Source organism: Actinocrispum wychmicini (assembly GCF_004345645.1).
GTDB classification, from domain to species: domain Bacteria; phylum Actinomycetota; class Actinomycetes; order Mycobacteriales; family Pseudonocardiaceae; genus Kibdelosporangium; species Kibdelosporangium wychmicini.
Genome location: NZ_SLWS01000004.1, coordinates 144992 through 158914, shown reverse-complemented (window position 1 = coordinate 158914; position 13923 = coordinate 144992). Strand labels below are relative to the sequence as shown.

Below are 13923 nucleotides of genomic sequence, written 5' to 3'. Positions count from 1 at the left end.
GTGGTCGGCCGCTGTGGTGGCGGGGCTAGCTGATGGCGTCGACGGGGCATTGCTGCACGCAGGCGAAGCAACTGAGGCAGCCGTCCGGATCGAGCAGCGTGGCCTTGTGGTTGTCCTGCAGCGTCATCGCGCCCTTGGGGCAGATCTTCACGCAGATGTCGCAGCCGTCGACGCAGGCCGGTTCGTCCACTGTGGGCAGGAAACCCGCTGGTGCCAGGGTTGCCGGATACAGGAAGCACAGCAGTTGTTGCTTGCACACATCGGTTGGGGACCAGCTGGGGAAGTCGAGGCCGATCAGCAGTCCCATCAACGCGAGGGTCACTGCCCAGAACACGATGTCGAACACTGTGCCGCCGCTGCCCCAGGCCGTCGCCGCGGCGACCACGCCGAGCACCCCGGCCAGTGGCACGGCTTGCGGTAGACCGGGAGCGGCCGGCAATCGCGGGTAGGCCACCGCGAACAGGACGGACAGGACATAGGCCAAGCCGGCGGTGAGCAGCCCTGCCTGCCAGCCGCCGATGATCGCGGCCGGAACGCCGAGCAGGCCGGCCGGCCACAGCCCGGCGCCGATGCCCATCTCCACCCGCCGCGCGACCGGGAACGTCACGACATCGGCAACCAGGCGGGGGAAGCTCTCGTCCAGCCAGCCGGGTAGCTCGTCGATGTCGATCGGGCCGAACACCACCCGCCAGCCGGTCCGGGACCGCACTTCCTTCGGGTCCACGCCAGGCGCGGTCAGCCGGGGCAGGACCAGCCGGTGGTGATCGACGAGGTCGCCGATGCCGCTGAGTTTGATCGCGGCCTCGACCTCGTCCACCCCGAAATGCCCGCCCGCCGAGGCACACCACACGTTGACCCCGCCGGTGGGGGCAACCAGCAGATAGCAGTCATAGTTCTCCAGCACCCGCGACACCAGCCGCACGGTGTAGTCGAAGTTGCTGGTGACGAACACCGGCGAGGATCGGTCCGGGGTGCCGAAGACCCGCAGGCCCGGTTCGGTGGGGAACGGGAAGGACCGGAACACCAGTTGAGCGGCCGAGCGCACCCCGCCCCCGACGCCGCGGTGGGTTACGGCTGGGGCTGCAGGCGGCATGCCGGTTTCCTTCCCTGCACGATCTGAAACGACTGGCCATGCGAGCGGGTGGCCGCCACGTCCTGCAAGCCCCGATCGGTGACCTTGCCTTCCAGGCCGTGGGCGGCGTGAGTGGTGGTCTGGGTGAGCACGTATGTCAGCGCTGCCATCGGGAATCGTTGGGCTCGGTACGCCCAGCGCCGCAGCCGCCGTTCTGGCACGACCTCGTCAGCCACCACAAGGACGCCACCGGGGCGCAGCAGACCACAGAACACGTCCAGGGCGTAGCATTCCTCGGTCTCGGTGAGCTCGGAGAGCACCAGGCAGCACACCACCGCGTCGAACGACTCCGCCCCGAACACCCGTTCCAGGCCGGTGATGCTCACCGGCTGCAGCCTCACCCGGCCCTGCGTGATCGATGCGGCCAGCTTGCGCTCGGCGACGGCCAACATCTGCGGTGATCGGTCCACCGCCACGATCTCGCGGCTAGGGCTCACCAGCTCGGCAGTCACGCCCCCAGTGCCGCAGCCCACCTCCAGGATCCGTCCCCGCGCAGGGACCTGGGCGGTGACATCGCGGTACAGCTGGGTGATCCGACCGCCGCTGAGCACCCGCATCCCCAGGTCGTAGCGGGTGGAGCTGGTCTCCAGCAGCTTCATGAACACAAACGAGGACATTCCCGGCCCTCAGCCCGGCTGCCCGACAACGGTGGACGTCGAGCCCCCCTGCGGCACGGCCGCTTGCTGGTCGGAGGGACGCAGCACATGTTCGGTCAGGGCGGCGAGCGCGACCAGTGCTGGCACCAGGGGATGCCACACGAACCCGGCCACGACCGCAGCTACACCGACCACCAGCCGCCATGGCACCCGACCCGTCGTCATCGCCGAGCGCGCCCAGCCCAGCAGCACCACGGCAGCACACACCGCGGCAGCCCATTCCAGCCGATACGCCACCGCGGTGGACACCCCCACCACCGACAGCAGCAACGCCACGGCGCACAGCACCGCGCAGGACACCAGCATCGCGCGTCGCAGCAACACCCGCCGTCGTTGCCCGACCTCGACGCGCTGCGCGAACGGAGTCGCGCGCTCCGGGTCTGAGCAACATCCACCTGTCGACCGCTCCGCCATCGTTCCTCCCCGTATTCAGGGCACGAGCGTGTGCAACGCACGGTAAAAGTCCCACTTGTCCTATGTCAATAGGCCAAGTTGGTTAGGGTTGGTGCAGGAGGCGGCGTGCGGATGGAGGCTGGCAGTATGACAATCCGTTCACGACAGGATCGCGACGCAGCGGAGGTGGGCAGCCCGGTGGAGGTCAACATCGCGGTGAGCCGGACTCTCGGCATCCCGCTGGCCACCCAGATCCGCGACCAGATCGTCGCGGCGATCTCGGTGGGCGACCTCCGTCCCGGAGACCGGTTGCCGACCATCCGGCAGCTCGCCGAGTTCCTCGACATCAATCGCAACACCGTCGCCCAGGTGTATCGGTTGCTGGAAGCCGAGGGCTACCTCAGCACCCGGGCCGGGGGCGGCACCACCGTGGCCGCCGGCGCGGCCACCGTCGCCGCTACCGTGGCCGGGGCGCTACGCGAGATCGTCACGCAGGCGCTGCGGCGGGCCGAGGCCGCCGGCTTCACCGCCCGGGAATTCGCCGAGCTGGCCTACTACCAGGCCGCCGCACGGACAGCCGTCCCTGCCGCGCGAATTCTCGTCATCGACGAATACCAAGGCGAACTGGACTTCCTGCGCACCACCGTCAGCCAGACCCTGCCCGACAGCGTCGTCGACGCCGCCCTGCTCGCCCACCTGCAGCGTGCCGACCCCGCCCAGCGGGCGCAGCGGCTGGCCGGTTTTGACTTCGCCGTGGTCGCCTTCTACAGCCTCGATCAGGCCCAGCCCGTCCTCGCTGAGGCTGACCTGCCGCTGCTGGCCGCCGGTATCGGCCCCTCGCTGCACTCCCTGCGCCGCATCACCGAGGAATGCGGCGGCAAGCAGGTGGCCATCGTGTGCACCGAACCCGAAGGCCCTCCGCGGATGGAAGCTTCCCTGCGCCGCGCCGGGATCACGTTCAGCAGTGCCCCTCGGCACGCACACGTGCACCAGGACAACCTCACGGCGGTCCTTGCCTCCTGCGAGGCCATCATCGCCTCGCAAGGATCCACCGACGCCCTCACCGACCTCGCTCCTGGCACGCCGATCATCACCTACTCCCGGCTGCTCAGCGACGAAACCCTCGCTACCCTGCGCACTTACACCGAATACGTCGCCCGCCGCAGAAACCCCACCGACACCGGCACCTGACAAGGGATTCCGCGATGCCGAGACGAGTGATCGCCGGCCGACCGGTCGGCGAGCTGGAGGCCGAGGTCCTGCGGCGGCTGTGGACGATCTCCGCTCCGGTCACCGGCAAGCAGCTGCAGGCGCAGTTCGCCGATCGCGCGCTGGCCTACACAACGCTGATGACCGTGCTGGCCAGGCTGGTCGGCAAGGGACTCGTCGAGCGGGTCCCGGACGGCCGCGTCATGCGGTTCCGGGCGGCCGGCGACCCGGACGAGCTGACCGCCCAGGCGATCGGCCAGCTGCTCGCCTCGGCCCGCGACCCGCGCGCCGTGCTCGCGCACCTGGTCGAGGACATCGACGATCCCGCGCTGGCGGCCGATCTGGCCGCCATCCTGGACCGGGCCCGGCGGACATGACCCACGTCGCGGCCGCCGCGCTGGCGTTGGCCGTCTTCGCCATCATCCCGACCCTGCTGTCCACCCGCCGACTGCGCCAAGCGTCGCCGCGCCTGCTCGCGGTGGGTCACCTGGTCAGCCTCGTCGGCTGGAGCTTGCTGCCGGCAGGGTGGCTGGCCTGCGCCGGGCTCGGCCTGGCCGGCATACTGACTCGGTCGGCATCCGGACCGGCCGCCTGCCGGCTCGGCGAGAGCTGGTTCGGCATCGACGCTGGGCCGTGGCAACTGGCCGGTATCGGGCTCGTGCTGGTCGCGTTGAGCCCGCTGGCCTGGCAGGGCGCCCGCGCTCTGTCCTTTGCGCGGCGCACCGAGCCCCGTGGGCTCGCCTTGGCCGGCGCCACCCAATGCCGCCTGAGCGGGGGCGGCTCGGTGTGGATCGTCCCGGCCGCCGAACCGCTCGCCTACGCCGGCGGCATGCTGCATCCCCGGGCGGTCGTCACCACCGGACTGCTCAACCTGCTCGACCCCGCCGAGCGCCACGCCGTCCTGGAACACGAAGGCGCCCACGTGCGGCTCGGACACCCTCGGCTGCTCCTACTCGCCGCGCCGGTCGCACGCGCCTACCAGTTCCTCCCCCCGGTACGCCGCGCCTGGAACGGATTACGCCAAGAACTGGAAGCGGCGGCCGACGCCGAGGCCGCCCGGCTGGTCGGCACCGCCCCACTGCTCTCCGCCCTGGCCCGCATCGGACTCGCCCGCGTCGCGGCCACTGGATCGGGCTCGGCCGCGTCCTTCGGCGATCCGGAGCACCTGCGCTACCGGATTCGCCGCCTGCAGCAACCCCGTCAACCGGCCCCTGCTGCCGGTGTCGTGGTTGTTGCGCTCGGCATCGTGCTCGCCGCCGCGTTCGCCTGGTGCGCTTGCGCACTCATCACCCCGCACGCCGTCCTGCCCAGCCTGGCCGTGTGCGTAGGCACCTTCGCCGCAGTGGGATCCCGGCCGCTGTGGACCTTGCGCTCGTAGTCGCACGCGGACGATCACCCAACGTTATAACTGGATCTACGAATACGTAGTAGAGTGCCGTGCTGGGTCCGCAGTCCCGGACTTCCTGTCCGGGCGCCACGGCGCAGGAGACATCCCATGACACGTACGCCCACCAGCCCATCCGGGCCGTCGCCGGAGATCCCAGCCGCACCGAGCGCCACCGGCGGGCGCGGCCATCTGAGCACTTGGCTGGCCGCTTACGGGAGCACCTCGCTGATCGGCCTGAGCGCGGTACTGGCCTGCTTCGGGTCGCACCTGCTCGTCGCCGGTGCGGTCACCGCCGGATGGACGCTGTTGGGCGTCGGTGGCGCCGCGACCGTCGCGGCGGCCGGCGTGGGAACCGCGCTGTGGTGGCGGCATCACCACCATCGCCGCTGCGACAGGAGCTGCCCGCAGTGACCGCAACACCGAGCCTCGACGACTCAGCTGGTGAGGACACTCGGCGTTCGGTGCTCGCCACCGCCACGGAGGTCCTCACCTCACCCGGGCGACTGGTCGGCTTCGCTGTAGCGGCCGTGGTGACCGGCGTCGCCTACACGATCCTGCTGCCATTCGGCTACACCCAGCGCTTCTCCACCGCCAACTGGGCCTATCTCACCCCCGCGATGATCGCCTGGAGCGTGATCCTCGGACTGGGGATGGCCTTCGTGCTCGTCGTGCAGATCTACGCGATCCGCCAGGTCGCGGCCGGCCGGTCCGCCGTGACCGCAGGCTGGTTGGCGGTCCTGGGCAGCCTGCTCCCCAGTTTGCTGTGCTGCAGCCCAGTGCTGCCGACCCTGCTGGCGTTTGTCGGGCTGTCCACCGCGCAGGTGTATGGCACGACGGGCGCCTGGCAGTACTTCTTCGCCACCCACCAGACCGAGTTCCTCGCCGGGAGCCTCGCCGTGCTGGTGGCGACCGCATGGTGGGGTCTGCGCCGCATCGCCCGCAGCACCTGCCTGAGCGCGCAGGGCTGTCCCACTACTGACAACGATGCGGCCGGCGACGCCGAGCCCTACGAGACCGCCGCCACCGACCAGGACGGACAACCACGATGAGCCGCACCCCGCCGACCGGTCAAGCGACCCCGAACCGGCGCCGCCGACAGGCAGCCCGTGCCGCAAGCCGCCGACGGCGGCGATGGGGCTGGATCGCCACCACCGCCACGGTTCTCGCCATCGCCGCGACCATCACCGTTGTCCGGCTCGCCAACCACACCACAGCCTCTTCGGCCCCAGCGTCAGCGACCAGCGGTCACCCCGCCCCGGACGGACAGTTCACCACTGTCTCCGGGGCAACCATGACCGTGGCGTCCCTGCGCGGTCGGCCGACCCTGCTGTGGTTCGTAGCCACCTGGTGCCCGTCCTGCCAGGCCGGCACTCCCGCCGTGGCGCACGAGTTCCCCCGGCTTCGGGCCAACAACGTCCGGGTGGTGGAAATCGAGATGTACCAGGACCTGGGGCAACCCGGCCCCAGCATCGCGGACTTCGGCAAAAACCTGGCCGGTGCCTTGTACGGCGACCCGGACTGGATCTTCGGCACCTCCTCCGCCGACCTGACCTACGCCTACAACCCCAAGTCCTACACCGACATCTACTTCCTACTCGACACCAACGGGCGCATCACCTACACCGACGGTGAACCTGCCGGCAGCATGACCACTCTCCTTGAGCAGGTGGACAAACTCGCCTAGAGCGGCTCAGGGCAACACGGCCACAAGCACGCAACGGAACGACCGAAACTGGAGACGATGGTGGGTGTGACACCTGCTGCCCAAAGGGTGCAGTGGACGCGACAGAGGCGAACCCGCATTGCCGTTGCATGCGCCGCGCTCGTGGTGGCTGCCTTGGCGGTGGTCGTGGGTTCCGCACGAGGGACATCAGACGGCGCACGGGTGCAACCCGGGGCCGCTGTCGAGTCGACTCCGGCCGATGGCGTGCAACCGTTCCCGGAGTTCACCCTGACCGGGGCCGATGGCACGTCGATCACGAAGGCATCGCTGGCTGGGAAGAAGTCGCTCATCTGGTTCACCAGATCGACCTGTCCCGACTCGGTCGGCATGCAGCTCATTGCCGGCCTCGATGATAAGTTGGGCGGCAAGGCATTCACTGTCGTCGTGGTGTTGGTTGATGTTGACGAGCCGAGCCCATGGCTGGTCGGATGGCGCGACGGTTTCGGCCGACCGGACTGGAAGGTGGCGCCCAACAAGCCTGGGGACCTGTCGGCCAAGGTCAACTCGCCGTCCCTGGAAACCAAAGTCCTGCTCGACGAGCAAGGCAACGTGATCGACACGACGACGTGGCTCGTGGACGCGGACTATGTCGACTCACTACGAGAGCATGTCGTTGGGCCCTGATGTCCCGCGGCGGCGCTCGCTGATTCCTCGCCACACAAGTGAATCCGGATGGTGCCGCGCTGCAACCCGTTCTGTCGCAGCGATCACCGGCTCGCCTCGCTGGCGCGTTGTGCTCCTCGGCTGCGCAGCCAGCCCGCCAGGTGATTGGCATTGCCGCACTCGGCCGCGTCGAACTGCTCCCAGCTAAGGATGCCGACCGCTCCGCGTCGGCCGACCGCCCCGGGCTGACGTTCAGGATTGGGTCGGAGCAGGTCGTGGGGCTACTTGCTGGTCGTCGATTCGCACACAGGTCGCCAATGCCGCAGTGTTCTCGGCGGCCAGCGAACGGGCCAGTAGTACCAGGTCAGCGACACGCGCGTCGGCCACCCGGTAGTAGGAGAAACGGCCCTCCCTGCGCAGCGCCACGTAGCCGCAGTCGGCCAAGCAACTCAGGTGGCTGGACACCCTGCCCTGCGACAACCCGACCTGGGCCACGCACTCGGTTACTGTGTGCTCGGCGTGCAGCAGGAACTCCAACAGCCGCAGCCGCACCGGGTCCCCCAGCGCCCGGAAGAACTTGGCCACCACCTGCACCCCATCTGCCTCCACTGGCAGCAGCGTCGCGGTCGTCGGGTGAATCTCCGGCATGGCGGCCGTCCCTCGATCGAGTCACATGTATCCGGATATCAGAATGCTACAGTAGGCTCTAGTGTATTCGCCTGGGCGAATACGTCCAGTTTGTCGACTGAGCGGAGTGTGGCATGCCATATGACCTGGCGGTGATTGGTTCGGGTGCGGCTGGATTCGCGGCGGCCATCGCCGCGCGGGCCAAGGGCCGCAGCGTGGTGATGATCGAACGCGGCACCGTCGGCGGGACGTGTGTGAGCACCGGGTGCGTGCCGTCCAAGGCGTTGCTGGCCGCGGCCGAGGCCCGCCACAGCGCCCTCGATGCGTGGTTCCCCGGCATCCACACCAGCGCGGCCAACGTGGACCTGCCTGCCCTGATCGGCGGAAAGCGGGATCTGGTGGAGACACTGCGCGCAGGGAAGTACATCGACCTGGCCGACGAGTACGGCTGGGACATCCTGCCCGGCACCGCTCGGTTCATCGCCACCGGCTCAGGTCCGGCACTGGACGTCGAACCAGCTGGCGGAGAGGTGACCAGGGTGACGGCCGAGCATTACCTGGTCGCCACCGGCTCGGCCCCGTGGGCACCCCCGATCGACGGCCTCACCGAGGCGGGGTATCTGACCTCGACTACGGCGATGGAGCTCGATCGCCTGCCCGCCTCGATGATCGTGCTCGGCGGCAACGCCGTCGGCCTGGAGCAGGCCCAGTTGTGGCAGCGGCTGGGCGTTGAGGTCACCGTGCTGGAGGCATTGCCCCGGCTGGCACCGTTCGAGGAACCCGAGATCAGCGCGGTGCTCGCGGAGGTGTTCCGCGACGAGGGCATCCGGGTCCTGACCGACACCACGACCACCCAGGTCGAGCGCGGCCCGGCCGACTACCAACTCACATTCAGTGCTTCGGATGGCCACCCCCGCGCGCTGCGAGCCGAGCAAGTGCTGGTGGCCACTGGCCGCCGGCCGATCACCGCGGGCCTGAACTTGGACGCGGTCGGAGTGAAGACCGGGGCCCGCGGCGAGGTCATGGTGGACCAGTACCTGCGCACCAGCCATCCACGGATCTGGGCTGCCGGGGACGTCACCGGCCACCCGCAGTTCGTCTACGTCGCCGCCGCCCACGGCACCCTGATGGCCGACAACGCCTTCGACGACGCACATCGCACACTGGACTACCACCCGCTGCCGAAGGTGACATTCACCAGCCCGCAGATCGCATCGGCCGGCCTGACCGACGCCCAGGCCGTCGAACAGGGATACCAGTCTGAGTGTCGTGTGCTGACGCTGGAGTACGTGCCGCGTGCGTTGGTCAACCGGGACGCCCGCGGCCTGATCAAACTCGTCGCCGAACACGGCACCGGACGACTGCTCGGCGCGCACGTGATCGCCGAAAGCGCCGGCGAGGTGATCACCACCGCCGTCACCGCCCTCACCAACCAAATGACGGTGCAGCAGCTGGCCAACCAGTGGTCCCCTTACCTGACCATGGCCGAAGGCCTCAAACTCGCCGCCCAAACCTTCACCCGCGACGTCGCGAAACTGTCCTGCTGCGCCTCCTGAGCTCAGGCAGAAAGGGGCAACGATGACCGGCAGCAGGCAGCAGACCCAGTTGATGACGATCGGCCAGCTGTCCCGGCGCACCGGTGTGCCGATCAAGACCCTGCGGCAGTACACGGACTGGGGGCTGATCTATACCGTCGGCCGCAGTGCCGCGAACTACCGGCTGTTCGACGCCGACGCCCTGTGGTGTGTCCGGCTGATCGGCCAGCTACGGAATGTGGGCCTGACCGTGGCCGAGATCCGCGAGCTGACACGTACCGCAGCACCCATCGGTCCCCGGCTGGCCGAATTACTCCACCACTCGCGACACCGACTCACCGCGCGCGTCGCTGAGCTGCAGCAGACCCTAAGCCGCATAGACGAGTTCGAAGCCACTCACCAGGCCGACCTCGCCGGCCACAGCGACGCCTGCTGGGTAGGCGATCCCCGATGTACTGCGAGCACTTGACCCTCACCCCGGGGGCAGACCATACGGTCGCGACCGAACATCAACCCAGCCGGGAGGTACGACCGTGACCAGCACCCTGACGATCGCGGATCTGACCGAGCCCAGTGGCGTTCTCGATGTCGGCCACGGCAGGGCTCGCGTGCTCATCCGAGTGTTCCACCTGCTCGCCCAGGGCCTGGCCCGGCGTCAACCCCAGACGTTGCGCTACTAGGAGCGGCGCGGGCTGCTACCGCGCCCCCGGCCGGATACCGCGACCATCCTGCCGCGGCTCAATCCGATCCGCAGAACACCGCAGTCACTTTGAAAGCGGGACAACAACCTGCCTGACGAACCCACCGCAAGTGCCGGAGCCGACGCCGTGTGGACGGCCGCCTGTCTGCGAATGCCCGGCGGGAGCTGGCGGCTCCCGGCTGCGGATATCTAGGCCCGCGTGGCCGACCTGGCCCCCATGCGAGAGTCTCTGATCAAGGTGGTGATCCGATTTGATCCACTCGTGGCCCGCCTGTGCCCTGCCGCCAACCCCTGCACAAGCAGACCGGAGAGTCGTGATGAAGCTGCAGATCCTGTCCGTGCCTGACTGCCCGAACGTCGCCCCGCTGCAGCAGCGACTCGCTGCAGTGCTGGCCGGTCGCGAGGACGTCACTGTCACCGCCGAGGTCATCGACACCCCTGAGCAGGCCATCAGAGTCGGCATGAACGGCTCACCGACCGTGCTCGTCAACGGCATCGACCCGTTCGCGGAACCCGGGCACGCGCCGAGCGTGTCGTGCCGGCTCTACCGCGACGAAACCGGCAACCCGACCGGCACACCGTCGGTGGCACAACTCCGCACGGCCCTCAATGTGCCTGGCACACCACCACCCGCAGTCACCGTCGCAGCGGCAGCACTGGCCGAGCAGGATTGCTGCAGCCGACCCGAGAACACGGCCGACACATCGGCGGAGGGCCTGCGGACCCGCATCGCCCCGACCGACCCAGCCGCACGCGCGGTGCATCAGGCGATCCTGCGGGCGTTCGCCACCACCGGCGAACCCCCAACCAACGCGGCACTGCAACAGATCGCGGCGGCCAACGGCGCCACAGCCGACACGATTCTCACGCAGTTGCACGACGCCGACGTGATCCGGCTCAACCCGGCCAGGGCGATCGGTGTCGCCTACCCTTTCTCCGCGGTCCCGACACGTCACCGCGTCCAGCTCACCACCGGGGTCGAGGTGTCCGCGATGTGCGCGATCGACGCCCTCGGAATACCGGCCATGCTCGACACCGACGCCACCGTCATCTCCACCGACCCGGTCACCCACCAACCCGTGACCATCACTGTCCACAAACGACACTACGCCTGGAATCCCGCCACCGCGGTCGTCTTCTACAGCGCGGCCGTCGGTACCGGACCGTCAGCGGACTGTTGCTGCGACGACCTCAATACCTTCACCAGCGCAGCCACCGCCGGGATCTGGATGCGCGAGCACCCGTCCATTCCCGGTGAACTCCTCGACCCCATGACCGCCGAACGCCTCGGTCAGCACATCTTTGGTGCCCTACTCGACCGGCAGACCTTTCTTCCGCGCACAGTTGGAGAACTGGCGTAGCCGTAGCCCATAGCAAATGTGCGGTGCTATCCGATCAGCAGGGCGCCGGCGATGCCGGCGCCGACAAGTGCGGTGACCACACCTTTGCGTAGCACCAGTAGCCAGGCTGCGGTCGCGGCGAGCACGGCGAACTGCCATGGGTGCTGTAGAGCCATGGCGAGTGGGATCGTGGATCCGGCGATGGCTCCGATTGCCGCGGCACCGGCGCCGGTGAGGAAGGCCTGCACCCTGTGGTTGTCCTGTAGGCGATCGAGATATGGGCCGCCGATCAGAACGAAGGCGAACGAGGGAGCGAAGGCGACCAGCGCGGCCAGCAAGCCACCGGCGAGTCCTGCGGCGGCGTAGCCGACGACGGCGACGGTCTGCACGACCGGGCCAGGGGTGATCTGGCCGAGTGCGACGGCGTCGAGGAACTGGGCGTCGGTCATCCAGCCGTAGGTGTGCACCGCGTCGTGCTGCATGAGCGGGATGATCACGAACCCGCCGCCGTAGGACAGTGCGCCGACTTTCGCCGCGACCCAGGCGACAGCGAGCAGCCCGCTGCCAGTCGCCACGGCGGGAGCCGCCACCATCAGCGGCAACGCCGGCAGCCTGCCGGAGAACGGGGCACGAATCCCGGTCTCGATCAGCCCGGAGATGATCAGGACCAGCACCAGCCAGGGACCGGTCAGCGCGGCGGCAGTCGCCCCGGCGACCAGATAGCAGATCCAGCGGGCACGGGCGGCCGTCGCGGCTCCTGCCCGCTTCCAGCTCGCCGGAATCAGTCCCACAGCTGCGTGCATGGCTACTGCCGGGACCGCTGCGCCAGCTCCGGCCGCAGCGCCCACTGCCCACAACGGCGGCTGTGTCGCGAGGAACAGCGTGGCCAGGGCGAGGATCGCGATCAGACCCGGCACGATGAAGCACACGCCGCCGATCAGTGCACCTGATGCTCCCCGCAATCGCCAGGCACACAGGATGGCCAGCTGAGTCGAGGCTGGGCCGGGCAACAGATTGGTCGCCGCGATCCCGTCCTCGAACTCTTTGTCCGACAGCCACTCCCGTCGCTGCACACACAGCTGGCGCAGCAACGCGATGTGGGTAGGTGGACCGCCGAACCCGATGCACCCGATCCGCCCCCACTCGCGAGCGATGACGCCGAGACCGACCCGCTCGGCGTCTGACGTCGGGTTCTGGTCAGGTTGCATGAACACAAGTCCTTGTCCGTGAGCGTGGGAGGAAACCGCGGTCAGCTGGTGAGAGCGGCGAGCGTGCCGATGCGCTCGGTGAGCTGCGCCAGGACGTCCTCGAAGATCTCGTCCGTGTCGACCTGCCCGGGATCCGGGACCGACCAGTGCACATGGCGTCGCACGGAGCCCAGCTCCTCATGAGCGTTGTCGCACACGGCGACGACCAGATCGGTGGGACGCAGCACGTCACGGATGTGAGCCGTACGCCGGGAGCCGAGGTCCAGACCGTGGCGGTCGGCGATGCTGATGGCTCGCGGGTGCAGGCTGGGCCCGGGGTGGGTGCCAGCAGAGGTGACCGGTATCTGGCTGCGGGTCCGCCACACCGCGGCGGCCAGCGGCGAGCGAGCGCCGTTGCGGGTACAGACGAATGCCACCCGAGGCGCTGTCACCTTCGTGGTGGGCCTCAGCGAATCCAATGCCGCCGGGATCAGCCGGACGTAGGCGCGGCGCCCGTCGGCATGCGAGCGTGCTCGGACAACGAGACCGGCGTCTTGCAGCACACCCAAGTGGTGGGCGAGCAGGCTGGACGACAGGCCCAGGGCATGGCCCAGTTCCCCCGGCGACAAGTCCCCCACCAGCAGCGCGTCGACGATCGCCAGCCGGCCGGGGTCGGCCAGGGCGTGATATCGGCGGGCCATTATCTCAATGTCCATTGAGATAATGATGGATCCCGTACGTCCATGAGTCAACGCCGGCTCGCCGGGCGGGTGAGGAGCGCACGTCGACGACCTATCCAGGCAGGTGGACGCGCCGTGGGCAGCCCGGGTCCCACTCCGCGGCTAGCCGTGGATACCGCGCCAGCCGGCGTCGAAACTAGGCAGGGCGGCGCCGACCGTCGCGGCCACGGGGATCTCGAAGATCGCGTCCTCGGTCTGTCCGGCGGCCGTGAGCCGGTCGATGTCGGCGTCGGTTACGCGATAGCTCGGGGATTGAGTCGCCGGTCGCGGCGGCCTTGCGTAGGGCGATGTCAGGTCCGGGGGGCGTACATGATCACGGCGACGCCGATCAAGCAGAGCCCGGCGCCAAGGTAGTCCCAATGGTCGGGGTGGGACTTGTCGACGACGACGCCCCAGGCCAGTGAGCCGGCGACGAAGATGCCGCCGTAGGCGGCGAGGATCCGACCGAAATGCGGCTCGGGTTGGAAGGTGGCGACGAATCCGTAGACGCCGAGCGCGAGGATGCCGGCGGCGATCCACCACAGTCCGCGGTGTTCGCGCCAGCCTTGCCAAACCAGCCAGGCGCCGCCGACCTCGGCGAGCGCGGCCATGACGAACAGCAGCAGCGATCGAACGACGGTCATGATCGCGACGGTAGCTGGCTGCTGGCGGGCTGGCCGGACGCACATCCTGGACCGTCGCCCTCGTCACC

Annotated in this window: 18 protein-coding genes; 11 read left to right on the top strand and 7 right to left on the bottom strand. The window is 68.9% G+C overall.

The genetic code is table 11. The features are described from left to right. Positions 1–25: 25 nt before the first annotated feature. The 3 genes from EV192_RS18860 to EV192_RS18850 are packed head-to-tail and all read right to left on the bottom strand — an operon-like array spanning position 26 to position 2202. Positions 26–1093, bottom strand: a complete 1068-nt coding sequence (locus tag EV192_RS18860) for an HgcAB-like fusion protein (protein WP_132117100.1) — start codon at positions 1091–1093, stop codon at positions 26–28. Next, positions 1069–1749, bottom strand: coding sequence for a corrinoid protein-associated methyltransferase CpaM (cpaM, locus tag EV192_RS18855; protein ID WP_132117098.1), 681 nt, complete (start codon positions 1747–1749; stop codon positions 1069–1071). The genes EV192_RS18860 and cpaM overlap by 25 nt, the downstream gene beginning before the upstream one ends. 9 nt (positions 1750–1758) lie before the next feature. Further along, positions 1759–2202 carry a hypothetical protein gene (locus EV192_RS18850; protein ID WP_132117096.1) on the bottom strand — a complete coding sequence of 148 codons (444 nt, stop codon included), beginning with the start codon at positions 2200–2202 and terminating at the stop codon, positions 1759–1761. A 126-nt stretch (positions 2203–2328) separates the two neighbouring features. On the opposite strand from EV192_RS18850, the gene EV192_RS18845 reads away from it, so the two are divergent. The 7 genes from EV192_RS18845 to EV192_RS18815 all read left to right on the top strand — a co-directional run bounded on the left by EV192_RS18845 (position 2329) and on the right by EV192_RS18815 (position 7124). Further along, a complete protein-coding gene (locus tag EV192_RS18845) occupies positions 2329–3372 on the top strand; it encodes a GntR family transcriptional regulator (protein WP_165960469.1) in 1044 nt (347 codons plus the stop codon). A gap of 14 nt (positions 3373–3386) precedes the next feature. Beyond that, entirely contained in the window at positions 3387–3767 is a 381-nt protein-coding gene (locus EV192_RS18840) for a BlaI/MecI/CopY family transcriptional regulator (protein ID WP_132117092.1), read from the top strand. Continuing rightward, positions 3764–4768, top strand: coding sequence for a M56 family metallopeptidase (locus EV192_RS18835; protein ID WP_132117090.1), 1005 nt, complete (start codon positions 3764–3766; stop codon positions 4766–4768). The genes EV192_RS18840 and EV192_RS18835 overlap by 4 nt, the downstream gene beginning before the upstream one ends. A 117-nt stretch (positions 4769–4885) precedes the next feature. Continuing rightward, positions 4886–5188 (top strand): hypothetical protein, encoded by a 303-nt coding sequence (locus tag EV192_RS18830; RefSeq protein ID WP_132117088.1) that lies wholly within the window; start codon positions 4886–4888, stop codon positions 5186–5188. After that, on the top strand, positions 5185–5826 hold the full coding sequence (locus tag EV192_RS18825; protein ID WP_132117086.1) for a hypothetical protein: 642 nt from the start codon (positions 5185–5187) through the stop codon (positions 5824–5826). Before EV192_RS18830 ends, EV192_RS18825 begins: the two co-directional genes overlap by 4 nt. Beyond that, positions 5823–6461: a TlpA family protein disulfide reductase gene (locus EV192_RS18820; protein ID WP_132117084.1), complete on the top strand. Its 639-nt coding sequence runs from the start codon at positions 5823–5825 to the stop codon at positions 6459–6461. The genes EV192_RS18825 and EV192_RS18820 overlap by 4 nt, the downstream gene beginning before the upstream one ends. A 66-nt stretch (positions 6462–6527) precedes the next feature. Continuing rightward, entirely contained in the window at positions 6528–7124 is a 597-nt protein-coding gene (locus EV192_RS18815) for a TlpA family protein disulfide reductase (RefSeq protein WP_132117082.1), read from the top strand. A 231-nt stretch (positions 7125–7355) separates the two neighbouring features. Here EV192_RS18815 and EV192_RS18810 read toward each other — a convergent pair whose 3' ends face one another. Continuing rightward, entirely contained in the window at positions 7356–7751 is a 396-nt protein-coding gene (locus EV192_RS18810) for an ArsR/SmtB family transcription factor (RefSeq protein ID WP_132117080.1), read from the bottom strand. 113 nt (positions 7752–7864) lie between these two features. On the opposite strand from EV192_RS18810, the gene merA reads away from it, so the two are divergent. From merA to EV192_RS18795, 4 genes are all read left to right on the top strand, one after another. After that, positions 7865–9286, top strand: a complete 1422-nt coding sequence (merA, locus tag EV192_RS18805) for a mercury(II) reductase (protein WP_132117078.1) — start codon at positions 7865–7867, stop codon at positions 9284–9286. Between the two features lie 22 nt (positions 9287–9308). Continuing rightward, positions 9309–9734, top strand: a complete 426-nt coding sequence (locus EV192_RS18800; RefSeq protein WP_243726932.1) for a MerR family transcriptional regulator — start codon at positions 9309–9311, stop codon at positions 9732–9734. Positions 9735–9798: 64 nt separating this feature from the next. Then, positions 9799–9945 (top strand): hypothetical protein, encoded by a 147-nt coding sequence (locus tag EV192_RS53900; protein WP_165960468.1) that lies wholly within the window; start codon positions 9799–9801, stop codon positions 9943–9945. Between the two features lie 337 nt (positions 9946–10282). After that, positions 10283–11326, top strand: a complete 1044-nt coding sequence (locus EV192_RS18795; protein WP_132117076.1) for an alkylmercury lyase family protein — start codon at positions 10283–10285, stop codon at positions 11324–11326. 26 nt (positions 11327–11352) lie between these two features. Here the strand turns inward: EV192_RS18795 and chrA are convergent, their stop codons facing one another. From chrA to EV192_RS18775, 3 genes are all read right to left on the bottom strand, one after another. Continuing rightward, positions 11353–12513 (bottom strand): chromate efflux transporter, encoded by a 1161-nt coding sequence (gene chrA, locus EV192_RS18790; protein ID WP_132117074.1) that lies wholly within the window; start codon positions 12511–12513, stop codon positions 11353–11355. 41 nt (positions 12514–12554) lie between these two features. Further along, the gene (locus EV192_RS18785; RefSeq protein WP_132117073.1) at positions 12555–13208 is read right to left on the bottom strand and encodes an arsenate reductase/protein-tyrosine-phosphatase family protein; all 654 of its coding nucleotides are present in this window, start codon (positions 13206–13208) and stop codon (positions 12555–12557) included. Between the two features lie 314 nt (positions 13209–13522). Beyond that, on the bottom strand, positions 13523–13855 hold the full coding sequence (locus EV192_RS18775; RefSeq protein WP_132117069.1) for a YnfA family protein: 333 nt from the start codon (positions 13853–13855) through the stop codon (positions 13523–13525). Positions 13856–13923 lie beyond the last annotated feature (68 nt).